Genomic DNA, 24,313 nt, shown 5'->3' on the forward strand with positions numbered 1-24,313 from the left:
ATGGGCGGGCGCCGCTTCACCAATCAACGGCGAACAGCGGCCTTCCTGGCTCTGGCGCTGCTCGCGCCGGGCGCAGCGAGCGCGCAGGTGTACATCCCGCCGCCTGACGACCTCATCGAGCCGCAGCCCGCATTGCCGCCCGCAACCGACTCTGGCGTTCCCCCGCCAGCCCCGCCGCCGCCTTCCGCGCCAGCCACCATGACCTGGGACGAGGCGAAGGCCCAGGCGCGCGAGCTCGGATCGACGGTCCGCGGCTCCAACCAGGGGATTACCGACGCACCGGGCGCTGCCGGGCAGATTCCAGGTTATGACGGGAGCTATCCCGGGCTCACCCAGTATTACGACAACCCAGGCAACATGTATGCCGATGGAGCGGCTGCGGGTGTGGGCAGCGATGCCTATCGCACCGCGAATTCTACGACGCGGCCAACCGTCGATGTGAAGCGCAGCGACCTCTCGCGCGCCAACACGGTCACCGCGGATCCCAACGCATACCTGTCTGGAATGAGCGCAGACGGCTCGACGGGAAACTGCGTGCCGCTGCCCCCGGGCTCGGGCGGGGCGAACATGGCCGAGTGGACCTGCAACGTGGGTTCGACGGTAGTCGAACAGCCCAAGACCTGCACCCGCAGTCTCTCGGTCTCGGCCTGGAACGAAACCCTCTACCAGTACCTCTGCGTCACCGCCCCGGGCTTTGCCGGCTGCGCCTCGCTCGAGGGGAGCAGCCTGTGCCGCAAGACCGGGACCTATCCGGTGCCTGAGTACAATCTCACCGTCGACTACTACGACTGCGACGGAGCCGTCACCGATCCCAATGTGTACCTCATGGGCACGGTGCCCAAGCCGCCGCCGGCCAATGCCTTCCAGGTCGTCAGCAACGTCTACCGCTGCAACAACGAAGGGATCACCGACGCGCTGACCTTCGATCCGGTGACCGGCTTCCCGCTGCAATATGTGACCGGGCTCCAGCAATGCGGCGCGATTTCAGCCGAGACCAGCTGCACCCGGACGACGGCCAGTGCCGCCGGCCTGACCGATCGGCAGCTGTGCAAGACCTGGGACTTTGTCGGCGATCCTTTCGGCGGTGGAGGCTATTTGTACTGCATCGAACCGGCGGCGCCAGAAGACGTCTATGCCTGCAGTGCCAATGTCGCCGGGATCGTGCCCGAAAGCTCGGTCTCGAAGTGGTTCACTGAAACCTGGACCGACAATGCTTGTTCGGTCGATCTTGGCACCTGCACGCTCGCCAGCGAGACCTGCACCGCGCCGGGCGAAACCCGGCTGATCGACGGGGTGCCGGTAACCCGGCCCTGCTGGGATAACACGAAGACCTACCAGTGCAAGACCGTGGTGGGCGGCGGCAACGATTGCGGCAAGCTTGATGCAACCCCCGGTTGCAGCTTCGACCACGAGACCTGTCTCGACGATCCGCCGAGCAACGATGGCTCCTGCAAGGTTGCCGAGCGTGTCTACAAGTGCCCGATCCCGGGAAGCACCCAGCAGCCTGCGCAGTACATCTGCGGCGGCGACGTCTACTGCGTGAATGGCGACTGCGAGCCGATCGTGCGCGAGGCCTCCGACGAGTTCAAGGATGCGGTGGTCGCCCTCAATGCATTGGGCCAGGCCAACGCCGAGTTCGACGAGACCTCGCTGACCCTGTTCAAGGGCACCGCCGAGAGCTGCGCGCACAAGGTCTTCGGGCTTGCCAATTGCTGCTCGGGCAAGGGCGTGCCGCTCCTCACTCCATTGCTGTGCAGCCCGTCCGAAGTCCTGCTCGACCAGAAGGACGATGCCGGCCTGTGCCACAAGATCGGCACCTACTGTTCGTCGAGCTTCCTCGGTATCTGTCTTACCAAGCGCGACGTATACTGCTGCTTCCTCTCGAAGATCAGCCGGATCCTCCAGGAGCAGGGCCGCCCGCAGCTCGGCAAGACCTGGGGCACGCCCAAGAAGCCGATCTGCGACGGCTTCACCATCTTCGAGTTCCAGCAGCTCGACCTCTCGGTGATGGATTTCTCGGAAATCTACGCCGAGTTCGTCGATGCCGCGAAACTTCCCGACGAGGCCGCCACCCTCATCGATATCCAGACAAAGATCGAGGCCTACTATGCCGCCCACAAGCCGTAACGGCGGGGGCAGAATGCCCCCTTCAGCACCTGGTGCCACGGTCGTGCCGCTGAGCGCCGTCGGCGCGCTCGCCGACATGAGCATGGTCGAGTTCTGCCTCGGCATGGCGCTTGCCCGCCGCGCGCCGCAAAGCGCGGGCGAACTCGCGGCCGAAGTCTCGGCCTGGTTCGACCGGCCGGTGCGGCCCCGCGCGCTGAACGCGCCACTCGACGCCATGCTCGGCCGAGGCTGGGTCGCGCCGGGCGCCGGCACCTACACTCTGAGCGAAGCGGGCTTGGCGGCGCTCACCCCGTTCACCCACGCGCTGGTGCGCATGCTCGACGGCGGCCGCCGCCTGCTCGACCTCGCTGTCTTCATGTCACTGATCAAGGATTTCGAGAGGAGCGGATCATGAACCCCCGCCACATGTACAGACACCGCATTGCCGCCCTGGGCCTCGGCGTCAGCCTGACGCTTAGCGGCGTGGCCCCGCTCCACGCCGCCAATGAGGACGGCGTCGAGGTCAAGCAGTCCGAGGACGCGCTCTACTGCAAGGAGCGCAAGCTCGGGACCTGGTTCTACTGCGAGAAGCCCAAAGAGGAACCGCGCAAGGCTGCTGCCGCCTCACCCCCGGCGCGCGAGCGCCTGGCCGCGATCGGCACGCAGCTTGACGAGCTGAAGGCGCGCGCGATCCTCGAGCCAAGCCCGGAAAACGTCACCGCCTATGTGCGCTTCCAGCGCGAGCAGCTCGACCGTTCCTCGATGTTCGCCGACGTGTGGCAGCGCGCGCTCTGGCAGGACCCCGGGCTCGACTACACGCTCCAGCGCCCGGTCTCGACGCTCGGCAAGCGCGCGTGGATCGACCAGCGCAAGAGCGACCGGGACAGGGTGATGGAACAGCTCTCGCAGCGCTACGGGGTGTTCTACTTCTTCTCCTCGAGCTGCGGCGCCTGCGACATCTTCTCGCCAATCCTCAAAGCGGTGAGCGACAAGTTCGGCCTCGCCGTCCTCGCGGTCTCGATGGACGGCGGGCCCTCGGCGACCTTCCCCGGCTACATGGTCGACAGCGGACAGTACGAGAAGCTCGGCATGGGCACCGAACGGCAGGTCCCGGCCTTGGTGCTGTTCGATTCCGTTACCAAGCAGCCGATGCCGATCGGCTACGGCATCCTCAGCCAGGACGAGATCATGGACCGCGTCTTCCAGCTGACCCAGGTCCAGCCCGGGAGCGACTACTGATGCGCGCGCGGCTTTCCCCCACCTCGGTCTCGCGCCGCGCGCTCGGCATGGTGCTCGCCGCCGCTGTGGTGCTGGCATCGCCCAGTCCCGCTTTCGCCGGGGTCGAGAGCGAGATGCTGAGCTTCATGTCGGACATGGGTGTCTCCGCCAATGTCACCGGCCCGAGCGCCTACCAGGGCCAGTCGGCGGGTTACTATTCGGGCGGGGCGGTCTGGTCGCGTTTTCCGCAGAAGAACATCCAGCCCTTCAACATCCAGTTGCCGCATGCCCGCGCCGGCTGCGGCGGCATCGACCTCTTTGCCGGCTCGTTCTCGTTCATCAACACCGCCGAACTTGTCGCCATGCTCAAGGCAACCGCCAACAATGCTTTGGGCTTTGCCTTCAAGCTCGCGATCGACACGATCTCGCCCGAGATCGGCAAGGTCATGGATGAGCTCGCGCAGAAGGTGCAGCAGATGAACCAGATGAACATCTCGTCCTGCGAGACCGCGCAGGCGCTGGTCGGCGGGCTCTGGCCCAAGACCGACACGGCGTCATCGGTGATCTGCGAGGCGATCGCCAATAGCCAGGGCGCGGTCGCCGACTGGGCGCGAGCACGCCAGCAGTGCAACAACGGCGGTCAGCGCGAGGCACTTAAAGCGGCCAATTCCGACCCGGACATGAAGGAACAGGCCGGGATGCCCAACAACTACACCTGGGAGGCGCTCGGCAAGAAGTACGGCGGGTTCGACACCCAGTTCCGCGAGTTCCTGATGACCCTCGTCGGCACGGTAATCTACGATGCGCAAGGCTCGGGTGGAAAGCCGCGGGTGCAGTTCATTGGTCCGGCTGATCCGGCGCTGATCAGCGCCATGCTCGATGGCACCTCGGCTACCCCCCACAAGTACTGGAGTTGCGGCGGCGACACGACCAAGTGCATGGCGCCCACCGAGACCGACATGGTGATCGGTCCCAATGCAGCGATCAAGGCGCGGGTCCGCTCGTTGATCGAAAGCATGGCGCTGAAGGTGCGCGATCCCGGCGCGTCGCTGACCCCCGCCGAGGTCCAGTTGCTCGGCATGGCGAGCGTGCCGGTCTACAAGATCATCACGGTAAGCGCCGCGGCCGAGTTCGGCATCTCCGCGCAGGAGATCAACGACCTCTCCGAGATCGTAGCGGTCGATCTCGTCACCACCATGACCATGCGGTTCATCGACATGGCGGTGAACGCGCGTTCCGATTTCAACGGGGCGGACGCGGATAGCTTACGCGAGTGGCGCGAGGGGCTTTACGAGACCCGGCGCAACTTCCTCGGGATCGCGGCGCGCACCTCGCAGCGCTTCGACCAGACCTTCGCGCTGATCCAGCGTACACAGATGCTGGAGAAGACCCTGCGCACACAGCTCTCCCCGCAGATGTCGGCAGCTCTGCGCTTCTCGCGCACCCTCAACCAGCAGGTCCAGTAGACCGCGACGAAGGAAGGCACCCCTCATGCTCGAGGTCTTCACGGTCGGGGGCGGCGATTACCTCGTCAACACCTTCAACGCGATCGCCGCCTGGACCGGTTCGGGCGGGTTCAAGGCGCTGATCCGCGTCTGCATGGTGATGGGGCTGATCTACGCGCTGCTTGTCACCGCCATGGATCTCGACTGGCGCGCCTGGTTCCGCTGGTTCATCCAGTCGACGCTCATCTACCTCGTGTTGATGGTCCCGACCGTGACCGTGAAGGTCACTGACCGCGTTAATCCGGGCCTTGCGCCAGCAACGGTCGCCAACGTGCCGATCGGCCTTGCCGCGATGGCCTCGTTCACCAGCCAGGTCAGCGACTACCTGACCCGCACCGCCGAGACGGTCTTCGTCATGCCCGCCGCGCTCAATTACTCGACCGGCGGCTTCGTCTACGGTGCACGGATGTGGGACAAGGTCCGCGGCTTCGAGATCCGCGATCCGGTCTTCAAGGCGAACGTCGACGGCTATCTCAAGCAGTGCGCCTATTACGATATCCTTCTCGGCACCAAGAGTTTGAAACTGCTGAGCGAAGCGCCCGACCTCTGGGCCGAACTCGGGGTCAATGCCGCGACCAACCGGGGGATGAAGTACCTGACCGATACCGGCGCCGGCACCGTCGATATCGAAGGCAAGACCTGTGCCGAAGCCTGGACGCTGATCAACAATCAGTGGGACGCGCAAATCAACGCCTACGCGCTGCCCTTTGCCCACACCATGTATCCCAAGCTCACCCAGGCTGCCGCCGGGGCCAAGCTCGCCGCCGACGTGCCCGTGGTCTCGCAGCTCCTGACCGGCACGGCGATGACCCGGAACCAGTTCTTCAAGCAGAAAAGCATGGTCGATGCCTTCGAGGCAGCCCAGCTCGATTTTGGCAATGCCGACGCCGATTCCTTCGCGCTGCAGCGCGCCGACACCCAGACCCGCAACGCCATGACGACCGCTGCCGAGCAGGGGCTGATCTGGATACCGGTGCTCGGGGTGGTGCTGACGGTGGTGTTCTACGCGCTGTTCCCGATCGTCTTCCCGCTGCTGCTGTTCCCGCGCACCGGGATCGCGACGCTCAAGGGCTACTTCTCGGGCTTCTTCTACTTGTCGGCCTGGGGGCCGATCTACGTCCTCATCCACTCGTTCATCATGGACCGGCTCGCCGGCCAGACCAATGCGCTCGCCGCCGGCAGCGTGAACCTCGCCAATTGGGCGGGGATCGATGCGGTCAACCAGGACGTCGCCACCATGGCGGCGTTCCTGATGATGTCTGTGCCGGTGCTTGCCCTGATGGTGATGCGCGGCACCATGTCGGTTGCGAACAATCTCGGATCGATGCTCGCGCCGGTCCAGGCGGGCTCGGACGCCGCCGCGCTCGAGCGAACCACCGGCAACTATGCCTATGGCGATGTCAGCTACGGCAACCTCAATGCCGACAACCGGCAGATGTCGCAGTGGAACACGGCGCCGAACCTGCTGGCGGGCGCAGGCCACGCTGGCTTCCGCACCTCCGACGGTCGCATGTTCAACGAATATGGCTCCGGCCACACGGTGATCGACACCAATGCGGCGATCTCGCAGCTGCCGTTCAAGCCGACCATGACGCGCGGCTACACATCGGACCTGCGTTCGCAGGGCCAGTGGTACATGAACGAGGCCGACAAAATCGAGAACGGCACCTCGACCAGTTGGACCAGTTCGAAGGGCCAGTTCGGAAGCGCGGTCACCGCGACCAGCGACGTATCGGGCTCGCGCCGCGAGAACGGCTCGCGGGCTTCGGACACGCACAATGTCGGGGGCAACGTGGTGGTCGAAGGGGCCTCGGGCAGTTCGACCCGCGAGGTCACCAACAATGACCTGATCCTGCGCGAGGGGAACAGCAGAAGCTCTGGCGACTTTGCAAACCGCACATTCGGATCTTCCGCCAGCCTGACAGGATCAGGCACAATCGGGACACCTGGGAAGGATATCGCAGGAAGTGGAGCATCGGCCACTCTCCAAGGCTCCCTTTACGGACGCAAAGAGTGGGGAGACGACGCTCGAGCTGGATCGGAGCGCTCAGCTACGAACCAGACGACCCGCGGAACCGACAAGTCGGACGATACCAGTAGCCGCGTGGTTGTCAGCGGCTCGAGCGGCGATGTCCAGTCGTCGGGCACTTACAGCCAGAGCTCGGATTACACCGATCATTCGCGCTCGCGGACCAGCACCGATGGAACCGACTGGCGCACCTCGGAAGCCGAGGAACGGCGGGCGGCTGCTGCACGCTACCGCGAGATCGGCAGCCGGATGATGTCCGAAGCAAGCTACGCCGAGAACCATGGCTTCCAGATCTCTAGCGACATGTCGAACCTCATCCAGGATCGCTACGAGACGCTGCAGCGCGAGCATCCCGAATGGCACCTGCCGGACCTGTCCAACCCGCGGCTCGACTACCGCGACGTCTCGCGCCGCGATCAGGCCATTGCCTTAATCATGGACGATCTGATGGGTGACCTGCGCGCTCATCGCATCAACGAACTGAGCGACGTCGCCGGGATTGCGGGGGCAGCGGCGCTGGGCACGAACGGAGACCTGGGCATGCCGGTCACGCCGCGCCTGCCGGCGGGGACGGTTGCCCCGGCGTTAGTGCCTTCACCGCTCGAAGGCGGAACGCTCATGGCTGGTCCCGATGGACCGGTTGACGGTGCGGCACTCGCCAAGGAGCTTGGCATCAAGGTCAAGCCCGGCGCGCGTCTCGGTCACATGGACGGCGCGCTGGTGCCGGCGATGGGCGTGGTGGCCGAAGAAGCGCGGTCCCTTGGCCTGCCCACGCCAGTGGTGACGTCGGGCAATGACAGCACTCAGCACAAGGCCGGATCGGCCCATTACGACGATCGCGCACTCGATTTTCGCGGCAACAACATCTCGAACGAGCAGGGTGAGCAATGGGCCGCCAAGGTCCAAGGGCGCTTGGGGAGCGCTTATGCTGTCGACTTCGAGCGGTTCCCGGACGACCCCGCCAGGGATCACCTCCACGTTGCCAAACGTCGGAGCTAGAAGTTCACCCGAAGATGTTGGACTGCCAAATGAAGATGGCCACGAACAAGGCCATCATGACGGCGAGTGCCAGTCGCAAATGCGGGATACCTCCCGCATCACCCCTACCGTAGCGGGGAAATTGAATACCCGTGACCGGATCGCAGTCCGTGCCGCGACACGAGATCGGCATTCCATCCAGTCCGTAGCGATCATGGTCCATCGAGGGTCTCCTCGCCCTGGCCATGATTACCCCGAACGGACTGTCTTTTCAATCATAGCCAAGAACTCGTCTGCCCCCCGAGCAGTTCCTCCAACTCCCCTCACCAAGCTTTTCAGAACGGGAAGGCTCAAACATTCCTACCCCGATCTCTAGGGTTGGCGGCGCAATCGACGTCGACCCAGAAAGCGGAAATAACTTTTCATGATGATTCGCATTCATCGAATAAAGTAGTGAAATGGTGTGGTGCTGTCATAGCACGCTCCACGTAGCTGCAGGGTCGATGGATTCCATCGAGGAACAATCTGCGGCACCTTATGAGGAGTGGAGGGGAGAATGAGGAAAGGTCTTCTTGCAAGCGGTGTCGCGTTGGCGTCGCTGGTTTTCAGCGCGCAGACTGCGTATGCACAGGCGGCTGCGGAAGCCGGGGCGGACGAGCAGGGCATCGGCGACATCGTCGTGACCGCTCAGCGCCGCGAAGAGTCGTTGCAAAAGGTGCCGATCGCCGTGTCTGCGGTCACCGCCGATGCGCTTGCTAAGACAGGCTTGGTTACCGTTGAGTCACTTTCGGGGCAGGTGCCTAACCTCAATGTTTCGCAGAACATTGGTCAGGCGCGTGTTACCATCCGCGGTATCGGCATCGACAGTATCTCGCTCGGTTCCGAAGGCAGTGTAGCTTTTTATCAGGATGGCGTCTTCTTCACTCGCTCGAACGCCGCGATGGCATCGTTCTACGACGTTGACCGCGTCGAAGTTCTGCGTGGGCCTCAGGGCACCTTGTATGGCCGTAACGCAACTGGCGGCTCGATCAACATTTTCACCAAGGCTCCGACCGACCACCTGGATGGATACCTTAGCGCAACCGTCGGCAATTATGGGACCATCAATTCTGAAGGCGCAATCAGCGGCCCGCTAAGCGAAGGCCTTCAGGGCCGCATCTCGTTCCAGACGCGTTACAACAATGGCTTCGGCGAAAATATTGCGACGGGTCATCGGATCGATAACGAAGATTCTCAGGCCATTCGCGCGCAATTGAAGTACAACGCTGGCGACCTGACCATGCTGTTGTCTGGCGACTATTATCGCAAGGATGACGCATCTAATGGCGGCCACTACTTCGGTCGCGGACAGCAGCTTGTCCGAAACGGACCGTTTGTGCAGCCGCTGGGCGAAGCATTGGGTGGTGTGGTAGCGACGAATGTGCGCGACCTCTCCAACGGGCGTGATCCCTATGTGAAGGCGGAATTCTACGGCGGCCGTCTGGATATTAACTACGATGTCAATGATTCAGTTTCTCTGCGCTCGCTGAGCGCCTATCGCCATACCGATTTCAAGTCGCTGACTGACATCGTCGGCTCATCCTTCGATCTGTTTCCGCTCTACAACTGGGAGATCGACGACCAGTTTTCGCAGGAATTTCAGATTAACTACAATTCTGACACGCATAAGCTTGTCCTCGGTGCGTACTACCTGAACGATAAAGTCAACGGTGGTAGCCGAGGCGAGTACAACGTGGGCACAATGACTGCTCCGTTCTTCCTGCAAGGTTACTTTGCAGGTGGCACGCAAAAGACCAACACGGTCGCCGTATTCGGGCAGGACACCATCAACGTGTCAGATCGTCTGCGTGTCACCCTCGGCGCACGCTACAGCTGGGAAAAGAAGGAAATTAACAACGTCTCGGAATTCAATTTCGTTGACGTTTTCTCTCCGAGCTATGTGGTCCAGACCCCGTACCGGGCAGCGAGCAAGTCGTGGTCATCATTTACGCCGAAGATCGGCATCGACTTCGATGTTGCAGATCGGGTGATGGTCTACGCGTCCTATTCCAAGGGTTTCAAGTCTGGTCTGTTCGATCTTCAAGGGGATCGCGCGCCAGCCGTTAATCCGGAAAAGGTCGATGCGTTTGATGCCGGCATCAAGGTCACGACGGGCTCCGTCCGCGCCAACTTCGCGGGCTTCTACTACAAATACAAGGACATGCAGGTCGGCAAGGTGACTGGCGCGGCTCTCTTGCTGGAGAATGCTGCAACGGCAACGATCTACGGTCTCGAGAGCGAGTTGACCGTGAAGCCCATTCCGGCTCCGCTTACCCTGAGCGTAAGTGCCTCCTGGCTTCACGCTCGCTTCGACGACTATGTGTCCGTTGATCCGGCACGGCTGTTCGGTGATGGTGTTACGAGCGACTCGAGCGGTGCTCCTGCCTTCAACCTCAAGGGCAATCATCTCGCCCAGTCACCGGATTACACCGTCAACGCCTCGGCTGAGTACGTGATCGAAGCTCCGTTCGGCGATTTCACCTTGCGGGCTGAGTCTCTCTGGCAAGGAAGGACCTATTTCGACTCGTTCAATACGCCTCAGAATCTGCAGAAAGCGTATAATTTGCAGAACGCCTCGATCACGTTTAATTCAGATGACAAGAACTGGATGATTTCGGCCTTTGTTCGCAACATCGCGAACAAAACGATCAAGGGTAGCGCACACGTTGGCTTTGTTCCGATTGGCGCGCCTGTCCTCGGCTATCTGCTTCCGCCGCGGACCATCGGCGTCACTGTTCGCCGCAATTTCTGATACCCAGGAGGAGCGCGCCGGGCTTTGCTCGGCGCGCCTTCTTCATTGTTGAAGGCTGGACGGGTTGGACATGACGGTACCTGAAAACGAAGCGCTTCTGATCCAAGGCGGAACGATCGTCACTTGCGACGAGAAGCTTGGAATCCTCGAGCGTGGGGATATTCTTGTCCAGGACGGTCGGATCATAGAAGTGGCGGCTTCGATCACGGCTCCAGGAGTTGAGGTTTTTGACGCGTCAGGCATGATCGTCATGCCAGGGCTGATCGACACCCACCGACATAATACCGATGCGGTCTTTTCCGCCTACGGCGGCAACGTAACAATGTGGACCTATTTTGCAGAGGTCCCGAGTCACTATTTCACCGGAGAGTTCATCCGCCGCGCGAGCCGGGGCGCTTCGCTGCTCGCGCTCAACGCCGGCGTGACGACAGTTCTCGACTGGTGCCTTTCGGCCCATACCCTCGAGGCGGCGCTTTGCGCTCTCGATGGCTACGAGGAAGCGGGCGGACGGACGATCTTTGCCTACGGGCCCGGCGGCGGCGTTATTGGCCAGAACCCTGACCTGTCAAAATCGCCGTTGCTGACTGATACGGCAGTTCTTCGGGAGCGGTGCAGAGAAGCCAAGCGCGATCTGCTTGATCTTTGGATTGCGGCCATGGGGCCTGACTTCACGCCGTATGAAACCGCGCGCGACGAAATTTTGATGATCCGGGAGCTGGGCCTCAAAGCGACAATGCATGTCGGTGGAACCATCGTTGGCGCGAAAGGATCGGTGATCCCCATCGCAGAAGCAGGTTTGCTTGGCCCCGATCTGCAATTTGCCCACTGCTGCAATCTGCGCCACGCCGAAATCCAGCCCATGGCACAGACTGGCGTGACGGCGAGCGTTTCGCCTTATGCAGAGGCGACCATGGGGATGGGGCCAATCCCCTACCTGCGGCTGCGCGAAGCCGGGGTGAAGGTCGGGCTCGGCACGGACTCCGTTTGCGTTACGGGGCAGGGCCTGTTTTCCGAGGGCAAGTCGTTGCTCGCGCTCGAACGCTCGCGTCGTCATAATGAAACGGTCGCATCTGGATCAGATCCAGCAAACAATGACTTCCTGACAACTGACGACGTGGTCAAGGCGCTGACCATCGATTCAGCAGACTCAATCGGAATCGCTGACAAGGTCGGCTCGCTGACGCCGGGCAAGTGGGCTGACATCATCACGCTCGACAAGCGTCGGCTCGGGGTCGAACCGCTCAACATTTCGAGCGCTATCGTACTCGCTGGCGAGCCGATGGCGGTCCGCGATGTCATCGTCGCAGGGCGGTTCCGCAAGCGCGATGGTGAACTCGTCGGCTACACCTTTAACCAGGTGATGGACGATCTCGCCGATGTCCGTCGGTCTGCGCCTCTCTATCTCATCGGACAGGGGCCACATTGACCGCGGCGTTCAAGCAGGAAGGGCAGGGCGACCGAGCAGCAAGTCCGCTCCGCCTGCTCATCGCAGCCTTCGGGGCCAATACCATAGCGTACCTCGGGTGGTATACGCTTCCGTTGCAGTGGGCCGTCCTCAGCGGAGAACTCGGCCTTGATCAAGGCCAGACCAGCCTCGTTGTTACCGCCGAAGTCCTGACGGCGGCGATCGTCAGCATCGTGATGAGTTTCATTGTCGGTGCGCGCAGTCCCCGGATTACCCTTGGGGCCGGGGTATTGCTGGCATTGGCCGGGCATGTGCTTGCGCTGTTTGCGAACGGCTTCACCGGAATGCTGGCGACGCGCCTGATCGCCGGAGTTGGCGAGGGCTTGCTGTGGCTCATGCTCAACGCCACCGTAGCCCGTCTGGACGAGCCTGACCGGCGGTTCGGTCAGGTGAATGCGGTCACCGCCATCCTGCTTGCCATCGTGGTTGTTGCGGCGCCAACTCTTGCGGCACAATTGCCAGCCCGATCAGTCTATTGGATCCTCGTCGGCCTGACCGTTTTGCTGATGCCTTCACTTTTGCCGTTCCTGCTGGATCGCCAATTCGGATCTGGCGTCGCAATTGAAAAACCCTCGTTGCGGTCGGTGCCAGTATGGGCGCTGGTTGCGGTCGTGGCCCTCTGGTCCATGGCGCTGACGGTAACCTTTTCCTTGTCAGTTCCGCTCGGGCAGCGGACAGGAGCTTCCGAGGAAAGCATCCATGCGGCAATAGCCATGTCGATGATTGGCATCGTAAGCGGAGCTGGTATTGCCGGGATGATTGGGGATCGTTTTGGAAGAGTGAGGACCCTGGCGGTCATTTTCGGGATCGAATTGATCGCTTCCTACCTGCTGGTCCAATGGACAACGCCCTTTGGCTTCGGGCTGACGCTCACCGTCGTGAATGGCTGCGTCTATGCGGCTTTGCCCTATTTTCTTGGGCTCGCCGCAAGGATCGATACGTCGGGTGGAAGCGCAGCGGCGGTAGCCGGGGCATTTACACTCGGGGGTGGTTTGTCGCCCACCTTCGGCGCTTATCTGATCGGTCTGACGCCCGCTTATTTCGCGATTTTCATTGCGATTGCCGTGTTCACTATTGCGACCTGGTTGGGGGCAATCTTTGGCGGTCGAGCAGTGACAAAAGCGCCTTGAGCTAGTCGCTCTTGCATCGACGTTGGGAGGAATGCTGTGGGTTCGGCGACAACTATCAACAAGGCGGCACTGCAAGCGCTACGAGATCGGGCACGGCGCGACGTTGATGCGGGGCTTGCGTTTGGCGGCGTTGAAGGGTGCAGCATCGCCTTGGCCAAGGACGGCGACATCCTGTGGGAAGAAGGCTTCGGGGCGGCCCGCGCTGATACTCCCATCCTGCTCCTGTCGATTACCAAGACGGTATTCGAGTCCGCGCTGTGGCAATTGTTCGCCGGTTCGCTCAAGCCAGAAGATCGCGTGCTCGAGATCATACCTGATTTCATGAGCGGAACTGCGCCCGACCTCACTATAGGTATGCTTGAAACGCACATGGGCGGCTTTCCGTGGGCGCCGTTGGACTTTCCAGAGGCTGCGGACCGGGATACTCGGCTCGCAGCATTCCGGGAGTGGCGAACCGATCGCAAGCCTGGAGAAGCTTACGAGTATCACCCGCTTTGCGTCGGATGGGTCCTTGCGGAGATAGTCGAACGGGTTTCGGGCGTCGATTACCGCACGTTCCTCAAACGGCAGGTGCTCGAGCCGCTCGGTCTGAGCGGCGTAAACGGCGTGAGCCTCGGTGAGCCTATTGCCGCCCTCCAGGACGTTCTTTTGCATCACAACTGCATGTACGGGTGGGCCCCTGATCGGTCGAAGCGAGTGCCCATGGTCTACGGTCTCGATAGCTATGAAGGGCTGGCTCTGGGCACGCCGGGGGCGGGTGGAGTGGGCACCGCATCCGGCGTCGCGAGGCTGTACCAGGCCTATCTCAGCAATCCGGGCGAGCTCTGGAATCCAGCAATACACCGCGATGCCATCTCACGGACACGCATCAATGGCCCCGATCCCGTCGGCAGGCCGATGCTGCGCACGCTTTCGTTTCTTCAAGCCGGTCCACCCGAAGGCCGGTTCGGCGAGCGGGATGTGTTTGGTAGTGCCGTCTCGGAGCGCACCTTTGGTCATGGCGGGCAAGGTGGGCAAATCGCCTGGGCTGACCCAGATACCGGCCTTTCGTTCTGCTATTTGACCAACACCGTCGTATTCCCGCCGTTCTGTTTCCATCCGCGGGCAAGGGAGCTTTCGAGCTTGGCTGCCCAGGTACTGGATCGGTGAGGCGCGAAGATTCCCTCGCTTGCGGGGAAATTCCTCCGGTTTGGAAGCAGCATGGCCGAACGCCATGATTCTGATCCGCTAAGCAAGCAGGATCGTGTCCCGCACTGGCTGCTGCTGATTCTCGGGGCGGTTGCAGGTTGTCTAATCGCGAACCTCTACTACGCACAGCCGCTGGTGATCGCGATCAGCCGAAATCTGAGCATCGCCCCGCAGCTCGCGGGCAGCATCGTTTCGCTTACCCAGATCGGTTATGGATGCGGCATGGTGCTGGTGGTTCCACTCAGTGACCTGATCGAAAACAAGCGGCTTGTCCTCAGTGCAATGACAGGTGTGCTGGCTGCGCTGGTGCTCCTGGTGACAGCTGCTACTCCGGCGTTGTTCGCCGCCGCTGCGGTCCTTCTCGGGCTCTGTTGCTCGGCAGCGCAGGTCATCATCCCGTTCGTGGCGCATCTGGTAGAGGGACCGCGTCAAGGCAGGGCCGTCGCGACCACCATGGCGATCGTATTGGGCGCCGTGACTCTTGCGAGGCCGGCAGCCCTGCTTCTCAGCGATTTTGGTGGTTGGCGGGCAATATTCATTGCGTCGGCGGTGCTCGTGTTCTGTCTCGGGCTGGTCTTGCTGGTCCTTATGCCGCGCCGCGAGCCAGTTGGACGAAATGGCGCTGTCCAAAATCTGATCTCGCTCGGCACCGTCTTTAGAGCGGAACCGATCCTGCGAAGGCGAGCCCTTTACCAGGCCTGCATGTTTGGGGCCTTCAACATCTATTGGGTTGCGGTGCCGATGGCGCTTTCGCGCAGTTTCGACTTGTCGAGCCAAGGCATCGCAGCCTTTGCATTGGTCGGAGCGGCCGGTGCATTCGTGGCGCCCTTCGCTGCCCGCCTGGCTGAGGCCGGGCGCATGGCCAGCGGGACTCTCGTTGCCTGCCTCCTTTTTGCTGCAGCCTTCCTACTATCCAACATCGCAATCGGTGCGCACGCGCTCTTTGCATTTGGTTTTCTTGCCTTGGTGGCCGACGCCGCATTTCACACAAGTCAGACTTTTGGACGACTGGTCGCACTGGATGTTTCGCCCGCAGTGCGGGGACGGGCAAACAGCCTGTACATGACGATCCTGTTCAGCGGCGGCGCAGTTGGGTCGCTTGTCGGCGGTTTCAGCTTCGATCGAGCGGGGTGGCTCGGCGCCTCGATCATCGGCGCGACCTTAGCTTCATTTGTCGCCCTTCTGACCTGGGTCGAACGCAACGCAGTCCGCGCGAAACAAGCGGACTGCGCAGAACGAACATCGGTCGAAGGATAAATCCGGGAACACCATGGGGGAAGCGGGTTCGGACCGGGAAAGCCAGCAAGCTCTGTGTTGAAAACACGCGCTAGGCGCCTTCATAGCGTATTGGTGTCGATAGTAACCCTAGTGGCGTTTTTGCCCTTGGAGCCATGATCCCGGAGCCGCACCGCCAGCAAGGCGCCGAGACGCCCAGTGTGCGAACCAGCGCGGCATAAACTAAGTTGCCAAAGCGCCGATCGGGGGAAGCTTGGCCGATGCGTCGATCATCACCTGACGGAACCAACTGTGACTGGGATCATGATCTGCCCGCGGATGCCAGGACATCGTTTCGACAATCTCCGGGATTTCCAAGGGGCAGGGAAGCACTTTCATACCTTCCAGATGCCGAGTATCCCTAACGAGGCGTTCCGGAACCGTCGCGATGATGTCGGTCCCGGGTACAACCTTCGTTAGGGTCGCAACGGTAGGCACGATAATTTTCGTATCGAGTCCCAATTGTTTCTTGGCCTGCTCGTCCATGGAAATTGTTCCATCGCCAAATCGCACGCAGACATGCGGCGATGTGCGGTATGTCTCGCCATCGAGCCCGCCCCTTGTCGCAGGGTTGCTGGTGGCGACGACGCATACAAACCGATCTTTGAATATTTCTTTCCTCTGGAAACTCCCCGCCTTGAAGCTCGGATCGACCAAGCGTAGGTCCTGCGGAGTGACACAAAGATCGACATCGCCTGACCAAAGGCGATAAAGCGCCTTGTTATTGAGGAAATCCACTTCGCATTTGATGTTGGGAGCGAGCTGGCTGAGCGCCTTTGAAATCGGCGGCAGCAGAATATCTGCGCAATAGTCCGACATCATTATCCGAAATGTTTTGCGCGCGGTCATCGGATCGAAAGCGCTACCTACGTTGAGTAGGGCTTCGGCCTGCGCCAAAATTTCCTGGAGTGGAAAGATCATGGTTTGAGCGGCCGGCGTCAGCTCCAGGCTGCGTCCGTTGCGAACCAGGATCTCATCGCCAAACCGGTCCCGGATTCGTTTGAGCGCATTGCTCATGGCTGGCTGAGTGACATGCAGCCGCTCAGCCGCGAGCGTGACGCTTTTCTCCGTCAGCAACGCTTCCAAGGCGACCAGCAGGTTTAAGTCGGTTCCTTTGAGATGCATCTGGGCCGTGTCCTGTCATCCGCTTCATACATCATCTCAATTTATTCCAAACATTCAAGAGAACATTTTGATGTATGTCTGGCGCAGCCATATTCTTCTTCCAACGCTAGGGAGAGGAATCATCCAGTCATGGATACAGAAGTCATTGTTGTCGGCGCTGGCCCGTCGGGTCTGACGGTTGCAAGCGAGCTAGCGCAAGCGGGCGTCAAGACAGTCATTTTCGAGCGGCGCACCGGTCACGTTGAGTCGCGTGCTGGCACCCTGTTACCTCGAGTCCTCGAGCACTTTGACACGCGCGGCGTCGTCGATCGTTTCATCCGCAAGGGGTTAAGCCTGCAGCCGTGGCCGTTCACGCCCGGCCACATCTGGGCGGGCATGAAGCCTGTCGAGTGGAAGCACTATCAGTCTCGCTTCGACTTCACCCTGATCGTTCCGCAGAACGACACAGAAGTGGTCATGCTTGATTGGTGCCGTGAGCTGGGCGTCGATATCCGCACCGGCATTCACATCACCAACGTCGGCGAAACTGACGATGGCGTTTTCGTCGAGTATGAGGAAGGCGGCGAAAGCAAGCGCGCAACCGCCAAGTACCTGGTCGGAGCCGACGGTGGCCGTAGCGTTGTGCGCACCAAGATGGGCATTCCGTTTGAAGGTACCGAAGCGACTTTGATCGGTACGCTTGGCGACAGCACGATCAAATTCCCGTTCGAAGGTACGATGAAGTCCGTCGACAGCCCGAAGGGCTGGGCTCTTGCGCTGCACTTCGGTGAGAACCAGACTCGGATCGGCTATGTTCATGTCGACAACGATCCGGCGGACAAGGACAAGCCGGTAACCCTCGAAGAATACACCAAGTGCCTTCGCGATATCTTCGGAACCGACTTCGGAATCGATGAGCTGACCTGGTCGTCACGCTTCACCGACACGATCAAGCTGGTGCCCGATTTTGGCAAGGGCCGTGTGTTTCTCGTCGGGGAAGCCTGCCGGATTCACTACCCCTCGAGCGGCGTGGGCATGAATTTCTGCATCCAGGACGGGTACAACCTGGGCTGGAAGCTGGCTTATGTAGTCAAGGGAAGCGCCCCGGCCAGCATTCTCAAGACCTACAACGAGGAGCGTCGCCCGGTCGCCGAAAAACTTCTCGAAGGCGTGTACGAGCAGTGCGCTATCCAGTTCGATTTTTCGAAGGGTGGGCTCCTGCACCGCGAGCACTTCGAGCGCGACTTGTTGCCACTCACCGATCTGAATCACCGGCTGGGGCTTGAGTTGAATGGGACTACGATGGCCTATCCGGCAGGACCCAATCCGCACCGGCTGGCGGGCTGGCGAGCATTCGATGTCGATTTGATCCTGCGCGACGGGTCAATGACCCGACTTGGTGAACAGCTGCGTAGCATGGACTTTGTACTGCTCGACCTCAGCGGCACTGCCGCATTCAACGGCCTTCGTTTGGACGGTGCCCCCGTCAAGGTGGTTGAAGCGCAGGGCGTTCGACTGCCCAAGGAACTGCACCGGGTGAAAGCCCTGCTCGTCCGTCCGGACGCATATGTCGCTTGGGCGACCGATGAACTGCCCACTGAAGCGGCCGCAATGGCCGCACTTCGCCAGTGGGTGAAGGTTGACGAACTGGTGTCAGCGTGAGCGCCGACCGGTTGCTCATTCGGGGCGGAAGATTGATCACTTTGGCCGACGGCCAAGGTGATCCTCCCGTTGGCGACGTCCTTGTCGAAGGTGGCAAGATCGTCGAAATTGCCCCGAATATTGAGGCTGCCGATGTCGAGGTAATCGATGCGGCGCACATGATCGTGATGCCTGGGTTTGTCGATACGCACCGGCACACTTGGCAAACATGTGTGAAGTACCAGTTCGCGGACACCACACCTGACAAATATTTCGGCGGTTTTCTACCAGAACGTGGTCCGCGGTATCGTCCCGAAGACGTATACATCGCAAACCTGCTTGGCGCGCTAAACGGGATCGATGGCGGCGTCACAACATTGCTGGACTGGTCCCAGATCCAGAACACGCCGGATCACACCGACCAAGCTATTCAAGGTTTGATGGATTCGGGCATTCGCGCGATATTCGGACATAGCATTCCGACCATCGATTGGGCGTCGTGGGCCATCGACAGCCAACGAATTCACCCATCTGACATTCGGAGGGTTCGAGAAACTACGCTTAGTTCTGATGACAGCCTCGTGACCTTGGCAATGGCCGGTCGCGGGCCGGAGATGGCAGCTGACGGCACATGGCAGGCCGATCTTGCCCTTGCCCGTGAACTCGGAATTCGTTCGTCGATTCATATGGGCGCATTTCCGTTCAACGGAGAGAAGGGCGCGATTTCAAAGATGCACTCCGAAGGTCTCCTCGGCGATGACCTAACCTTCATTCATTGCTGCTGCTGCCATGATGATGAATTCAAGATGATGGCAGACCACGGCGTAACCGCATCGCTTGGTGTGAACGTTGAGCAGAATTGCATCGGCATTGGCGATCTACCCTTTGACCGCCTTCTTGCCGTGGGCATCGAACCCAGCCTGAGCGGTGACTCCGAGCCACTCGGTGCATCTGACATGTTCACCCAGATGCGACAGGCTGTGGCATACTATCGCTCTTGGATAGGTGGCGGGCACTCGCGGGTCAAAGATGCGCCAGGTTTTCTCAGCTCTAGAGACGCCCTACGGTTTGCGACATTGCGCGGGGCCGAGGCTAACGGCCTTGCACACAAGATCGGAACCCTGGAGGTAGGCAAGGCCGCTGATATCATCCTCATTCGCATGACCGATATCAATCTGGTGCCGACCAGTGATCCGGTTGCGGCAGTAGTCTACGGAGCGCATCCTGCAAACGTCGATACCGTCATGGTACAGGGTCGGGTGCTCAAACGGCATGGCAAGTTGTTGGGTCACGATCTACAGAAGCTGCGCGAGTTAGCGTACGCATCCCAGAAGTATGTCTTGGGCGATGACTGACGGCCGAATCCCGCTCGACGCTGACTTGGCGGCAATTGTTGCCGGGTTGCCGCCTCCAGACGGCACGTCGATCTTCGACATACCCCCCAACGTTGCCCGCACCATCTTCGATGCAGGTGTAGTTCCGCCTGATGCAGCGGCATGGGCAGACTCAATAGAAGAGATCCGAGACCTTTACGCTGAAGCTGAGGGGCTCACGGTTCCGATCCGCGTATATCGGCCGAAGGCCGACGGGCCTCTGCCGCTATTGCTGTTCTTCCACGGCGGCGGTTTCATGCTTGGCGGTCTCGACCAGATGGACGACATCGCGCGGCGGCTGTGCCGGGACGTGGGTGCAGTCGTGGTGTCGGTCGATTATCGCAAGGCTCCCGAACACAAATATCCTGCGGCTGCAGACGATGCGTTGGCGGCGGTCCGCTGGGCTCTGCGCAACGCCACTTCGCTCGGCAGCAGCCCGGAACGTGTGGCATTGGTCGGCGAGAGCTCGGGCGGCAACCTGGCACTGACGGCGGCGTTGCAGTTGGACGCAAGCGCCGGTCGACTTGCTGCGCTGATGCTCATCGTCCCAGGTGTCGATTTGGGGCCGGTTGAACCAGACCCGGCATGCCCGCTGCTGGCTGCGAACGACATGGCGGCGATCTCGCGCAATTATCTCGGAGCAGACTTCGGCCGGACCGATCGGTTCCCGCCATCGCCGCTCTATGCCGAAGATCTTTCGGGGCTGCCGCCAACTGTGCTGGCGATCGCCGGGCACGATATTCTTGCGCCGTCAAATGAAGCCTTTGCGCGGCGTCTGAGCGAGGCAGGGGTCACTCTGACCGTTCGCCGGTTCGGCGATATGTTCCACCCATTCTTCGGGTTTGCCGGAGCTTCTGCAGGAGCTGCGCGAGCCTTCGATACTTTGACCGGTGATCTTGCCGGCTTGCTCGCGGCGGAAGTCGCGACGCCTTCACAAGGAAGCGGGATATGAACGACACCGTCAGTCCAGCGGCGGCCGTGCACTCGGTCGACTGTTTTGCACTCACTGTTCCCGATTTGCAGGAAGCAGCGGATTTCTACGAGGCGTTCGGCCTGGTCCCTGACCTCCGGGGCGATCTCCTCGAAGTGCGGTGTGAAGGAAATCCGCATGTCTGGATCGAGATCCGCGAAGGCAAACGCAAGAAGCTCGAAAAGGTGTGCTTTCTCGCATTTCCAGCTGACCTCGACAGGATCAGCGCACAGTTACGCGAGGCCGGCGCACTCGTCGAGGGTGCATCAAGCAATGACACGATCGTGGGCCGCACGCCCGACGGACTGCTCGTTGAGGTGCGTGCCGGCGCTAAGATTTCACCGGATGAGAAAGCTCCGTTTACGCAGGCCCCCTCTTATTCGGCAACGCAGGCCTCGGCGCCGCGCAGTGCCTGCACCAAGGTTCACCCCCGCCGATTGGCGCACCTGGCCCTTTTCTCCGGTGACGTCGACAAATCGATCAAGTTCTTCAACGAATGTCTCGGTGTACGCCTCGCGGACCGCTCAGCCAGCGACGTCGCCTTCATGTACGGCGCCCATGGCAGCGATCATCACATGGTCGCATTCGCGCGCTCGGACGGGCCAGGCCTGCATCATTGCAGCTGGGAAGTGACGTCGGTCGATGAAGTCGGACTGGGCGGCGAGCAGATGATGGCTGCCGGCTACGGCCGTGGCTGGGGTGTAGGACGCCATGTGCTCGGTTCGAACTACTTCCGTTACGTTCGCGATCCGTGGGGCAGCCACGCGGAATACTCGGCGGGGATGGATTACATTCCCGCCGGGTTCGACTGGCAGGCGGCCGATCACCCGTCCGAAGACTCTTTCTACCAGTGGGGCCCGCCGCCCCCGGAAGATTTCGTCACCAATTACGAAACCACACGAGAGCCGGCTTGAACACGGCGCATCCGCCGAAAGCCGAAGTCAGGCCAATTTGGGAGAATTGCAATGAAGCTAGTCCGTTTTGACAAGGCGGGGACGGTTGGCCTTGGCGTCCTCGACAATGGTTCGATCATTCCGCTTACCGCGCTCAAGGAGCGCTATCCGACTATGCTGTCGGTCATTGAGGGCGGTGACGCCGCGCTCGACGAGGTTCGCGCCGTCGCTGCCCGCAGCGAGGCTCGGATTGCGCTCGATTCCGTCAAACTGCTCGCACCGATCGAGCGGCCAGGCAAGTATCTCGCGATTGGTATGAACTACCGCAAGCATGTGGAGGAGGCGATCCGCGCGGGTGTAGCAGAACCCACACATCAATATTGGTTTAACAAGCAGACGACATGCATATCGGGGCCGTTCGACGATATCGACCCTGGCGTGACCGAAAAGCTTGATTGGGAAGTTGAACTGGCTGTAGTGATTGGTCGCAAAGCAAAGTCGGTTTCCGAGGCGGAAGCCCCGGATTATGTGTTCGGTTATACAGTGGCGAACGACGTCTCGGCGCGCGACTGGCAGAAGCATTCCCCTACCTTCACCGTTGGAAAGTCGTTCGACACGCATGGGCCCATAGGTCCGTGCATTGTCACTGCGGACGAAATCGGCGATCCACATCGGCTCGGTTTGCGTTGCATAGTGAATGGCGTAACGCGGCAGGAAGGCAACACATCAGAGCTGATCCATTCCGTATGGTCTCAGATCGCTTACCTATCGACCGCCTTCACGCTCGAGCCTGGTGATCTTCTCGCGACAGGAACCCCGCACGGGGTCGGTAATGCCATGACGCCGCCGCTTTTCTTGCACGAGGGCGACGTAGTGCGCTGCGAGATCGACGAGATTGGCGCCATAGAGAACAAGGTGACCGCGGCACGCTGACCAGAGCTCCATTCCAAAGGGATTTTTGTCATGGCTTCCAACAAGGTCATTATCACCTGTGCAATCACCGGCGGGATTCACACCCCGACCTTGTCGGATGCACTTCCCTACAAGCCCGCCGACCTGGCGCACCAAGCAATCGAGGCGGCCGAGGCGGGGGCGGCGATCCTGCACATCCATGCCCGAGATCCCGAGACCGGCGCACCGACCGGCAGCCCGGACGTCTATCGCCAGTTTCTGCCGATCATCAAGCAGGGCACCGATGCGGTGATCAACCTCACCACCGGCGGCAGTCCCGACATGAGCCCGGAAGATCGCCTTGCCGGTGCGCTGACCTTTTCGCCCGAGATGTGCTCGCTCAACATGGGTTCGATGAACTTCTCGTTCCACGACATGGGGCGCAAGGTGAAGGAGTGGAAGTTCCCTTGGGAAGACCAGTACATTCTCGACTCCGAGAAGTTCATCTTCCGCAACACCTTCGCCGACATCCGTCGAAACTACGAGCTGCTCACGGATCACGGCACCCGCTTCGAGCACGAGTGCTACGATATCGGCCACCTCTACAACCTGGCCTATTTCGTCGACAAGGGCATCGCCAAGCCACCGTTCTTCATTCAGTCAATCTTTGGCATCCTCGGCGGAATCGGCGGCGATCTCGACAACGTGATGTTCATGAAGCGGACTGCCGACCGGCTGTTCGGGAGCGATTACGTCTGGTCCGTTCTGGGTGCAGGCAAGTTCCAGATGCCGGTGTGCACCATGGCAGCGCAACTCGGCGGCAATGTCCGCGTCGGGCTGGAGGACAGCCTGTTCATTGGTCGCGGCAAACTGGCTTCATCCAACGCAGAGCAAGTCCAGAAAATCGTCCGCATCCTTGCCGAGCAGGGACTTGAACCGGCTACGCCGAATGAGGCCCGCGAGATGCTCGCGCTCAAGGGTGCAGACCGCACCAAAATCTAGGAATTTGCTATGAACAAGCTTTTCCCAGGCGCCGCCGAGGCGCTCGAAGGAGTGCTGCGCGACGGACTGCTGATTGCCAGCGGCGGTTTTGGCCTGTGCGGAATCCCCGATCGCCTCCTTGATGCGGTGCGCGACAGCGGGGTCAAAGACCTGACCTTCGTGTCCAACAACGCCGGGATCGATGGTGAGGGGATCGGCAAGCTGCTGCGCACGCGGCAGGTGAAAAAGATGATCTCCAGCTACGTCGGCGAGAACAAGGAGTTCGAGCGCCAGTATCTGTCGGGCGAGCTCGAAGTGGAATTCTGTCCCCAGGGCACGCTGGCTGAGCGCATGCGCGCCGGTGGCGCGGGCATTCCCGGCTTCTACACCAAGACCGGCGTCGGCACGCTGGTGGCCGAGGGCAAGGAAGTGAAGCGCTTCCGCGACGAGGACTACATTCTCGAGGAAGGGATCTTCGCTGATCTCGCGCTGGTCAAAGCTTGGAAGGCCGACACCACCGGTAACGTCGTGTTCCGCAAGACCGCACGCAATTTCAACGTGCCGGCGGCCACCTGCGGAAAGATATGCATCGTGGAAGTTGAAGAAGTCGTACCCGCGGGATCGCTCGATCCCGACTCGATCCATTTGCCCGGCATCTACGTCCAGCGCATGATCGTCGGCGCGCCTTACGACAAGAAAATCGAATTTCGCACTACACGCGAAAGGGAGGCCGTCTGATGCCTTGGACCCGCGATGAAATGGCCGCCCGGGCGGC

Annotated in this window: 19 protein-coding genes; 17 read left to right on the plus strand and 2 right to left on the minus strand. The window is 61.0% G+C overall.

All coding sequences use genetic code 11. The features are described 5' to 3' along the window. The 5 genes from traN to B5483_RS18440 are packed head-to-tail and all read left to right on the plus strand — an operon-like array spanning window position 1 to window position 7,857. A complete protein-coding gene (traN, locus tag B5483_RS18420) occupies window positions 1-2,127 on the plus strand; it encodes a conjugal transfer protein TraN (RefSeq protein ID WP_079731475.1) in 2,127 nt (708 codons plus the stop codon). Window positions 2,128-2,140: 13 nt separating this feature from the next. Further along, window positions 2,141-2,521 (plus strand): hypothetical protein, encoded by a 381-nt coding sequence (locus B5483_RS18425; protein WP_245829371.1) that lies wholly within the window; start codon window positions 2,141-2,143, stop codon window positions 2,519-2,521. Further along, entirely contained in the window at window positions 2,518-3,345 is an 828-nt protein-coding gene (locus B5483_RS18430) for a thioredoxin family protein (RefSeq protein WP_245829373.1), read from the plus strand. The genes B5483_RS18425 and B5483_RS18430 overlap by 4 nt, the downstream gene beginning before the upstream one ends. Then, a complete protein-coding gene (locus B5483_RS18435; RefSeq protein WP_079731478.1) occupies window positions 3,345-4,790 on the plus strand; it encodes a conjugal transfer protein TraH in 1,446 nt (481 codons plus the stop codon). Before B5483_RS18430 ends, B5483_RS18435 begins: the two co-directional genes overlap by 1 nt. A 25-nt stretch (window positions 4,791-4,815) precedes the next feature. Continuing rightward, the gene (locus B5483_RS18440) at window positions 4,816-7,857 is read left to right on the plus strand and encodes a conjugal transfer protein TraG N-terminal domain-containing protein (protein WP_079731479.1); all 3,042 of its coding nucleotides are present in this window, start codon (window positions 4,816-4,818) and stop codon (window positions 7,855-7,857) included. A gap of 4 nt (window positions 7,858-7,861) precedes the next feature. Here B5483_RS18440 and B5483_RS18445 read toward each other — a convergent pair whose 3' ends face one another. Further along, window positions 7,862-8,059 carry a hypothetical protein gene (locus B5483_RS18445; protein ID WP_245829375.1) on the minus strand — a complete coding sequence of 66 codons (198 nt, stop codon included), beginning with the start codon at window positions 8,057-8,059 and terminating at the stop codon, window positions 7,862-7,864. Between the two features lie 333 nt (window positions 8,060-8,392). On the opposite strand from B5483_RS18445, the gene B5483_RS18450 reads away from it, so the two are divergent. The 5 genes from B5483_RS18450 to B5483_RS18470 all read left to right on the plus strand — a co-directional run bounded on the left by B5483_RS18450 (window position 8,393) and on the right by B5483_RS18470 (window position 15,667). Beyond that, on the plus strand, window positions 8,393-10,627 hold the full coding sequence (locus B5483_RS18450) for a TonB-dependent receptor (protein ID WP_079731481.1): 2,235 nt from the start codon (window positions 8,393-8,395) through the stop codon (window positions 10,625-10,627). 70 nt (window positions 10,628-10,697) lie between these two features. Further along, window positions 10,698-12,053: an amidohydrolase family protein gene (locus B5483_RS18455; protein WP_079731482.1), complete on the plus strand. Its 1,356-nt coding sequence runs from the start codon at window positions 10,698-10,700 to the stop codon at window positions 12,051-12,053. Continuing rightward, window positions 12,050-13,222, plus strand: coding sequence for an MFS transporter (locus B5483_RS18460; protein WP_079731483.1), 1,173 nt, complete (start codon window positions 12,050-12,052; stop codon window positions 13,220-13,222). The genes B5483_RS18455 and B5483_RS18460 overlap by 4 nt, the downstream gene beginning before the upstream one ends. A gap of 36 nt (window positions 13,223-13,258) precedes the next feature. After that, window positions 13,259-14,371 carry a serine hydrolase domain-containing protein gene (locus B5483_RS18465; RefSeq protein ID WP_176168106.1) on the plus strand — a complete coding sequence of 371 codons (1,113 nt, stop codon included), beginning with the start codon at window positions 13,259-13,261 and terminating at the stop codon, window positions 14,369-14,371. Window positions 14,372-14,422: 51 nt separating this feature from the next. After that, on the plus strand, window positions 14,423-15,667 hold the full coding sequence (locus B5483_RS18470; protein ID WP_079731485.1) for an MFS transporter: 1,245 nt from the start codon (window positions 14,423-14,425) through the stop codon (window positions 15,665-15,667). A gap of 201 nt (window positions 15,668-15,868) precedes the next feature. On the opposite strand, the gene B5483_RS18475 is transcribed toward B5483_RS18470, so the two are convergent. Beyond that, window positions 15,869-16,810, minus strand: a complete 942-nt coding sequence (locus tag B5483_RS18475) for a LysR family transcriptional regulator (protein WP_079731486.1) — start codon at window positions 16,808-16,810, stop codon at window positions 15,869-15,871. 129 nt (window positions 16,811-16,939) lie between these two features. On the opposite strand from B5483_RS18475, the gene B5483_RS18480 reads away from it, so the two are divergent. The 7 genes from B5483_RS18480 to B5483_RS18510 are packed head-to-tail and all read left to right on the plus strand — an operon-like array spanning window position 16,940 to window position 24,276. Further along, a complete protein-coding gene (locus tag B5483_RS18480) occupies window positions 16,940-18,451 on the plus strand; it encodes an FAD-dependent monooxygenase (RefSeq protein ID WP_079731487.1) in 1,512 nt (503 codons plus the stop codon). Beyond that, window positions 18,448-19,785, plus strand: a complete 1,338-nt coding sequence (locus B5483_RS18485; protein WP_079731488.1) for an amidohydrolase family protein — start codon at window positions 18,448-18,450, stop codon at window positions 19,783-19,785. Before B5483_RS18480 ends, B5483_RS18485 begins: the two co-directional genes overlap by 4 nt. Continuing rightward, window positions 19,778-20,755 carry an alpha/beta hydrolase gene (locus tag B5483_RS18490; RefSeq protein ID WP_176168107.1) on the plus strand — a complete coding sequence of 326 codons (978 nt, stop codon included), beginning with the start codon at window positions 19,778-19,780 and terminating at the stop codon, window positions 20,753-20,755. The genes B5483_RS18485 and B5483_RS18490 overlap by 8 nt, the downstream gene beginning before the upstream one ends. Then, window positions 20,752-21,687 carry a VOC family protein gene (locus B5483_RS18495; protein WP_079731490.1) on the plus strand — a complete coding sequence of 312 codons (936 nt, stop codon included), beginning with the start codon at window positions 20,752-20,754 and terminating at the stop codon, window positions 21,685-21,687. The genes B5483_RS18490 and B5483_RS18495 overlap by 4 nt, the downstream gene beginning before the upstream one ends. Window positions 21,688-21,738: 51 nt before the next feature. Next, a complete protein-coding gene (locus tag B5483_RS18500) occupies window positions 21,739-22,599 on the plus strand; it encodes a fumarylacetoacetate hydrolase family protein (RefSeq protein ID WP_079731491.1) in 861 nt (286 codons plus the stop codon). A gap of 30 nt (window positions 22,600-22,629) precedes the next feature. Next, window positions 22,630-23,559 (plus strand): 3,5-dioxohexanoate:acetyl-CoA acetone transferase, encoded by a 930-nt coding sequence (gene kce, locus B5483_RS18505; protein ID WP_079731492.1) that lies wholly within the window; start codon window positions 22,630-22,632, stop codon window positions 23,557-23,559. Between the two features lie 9 nt (window positions 23,560-23,568). Then, window positions 23,569-24,276 carry a CoA transferase subunit A gene (locus B5483_RS18510; RefSeq protein WP_079731493.1) on the plus strand — a complete coding sequence of 236 codons (708 nt, stop codon included), beginning with the start codon at window positions 23,569-23,571 and terminating at the stop codon, window positions 24,274-24,276. Window positions 24,277-24,313: the final 37 nt, after the last annotated feature.

Source organism: Novosphingobium mathurense (assembly GCF_900168325.1).
Lineage (GTDB): Bacteria > Pseudomonadota > Alphaproteobacteria > Sphingomonadales > Sphingomonadaceae > Novosphingobium > Novosphingobium mathurense.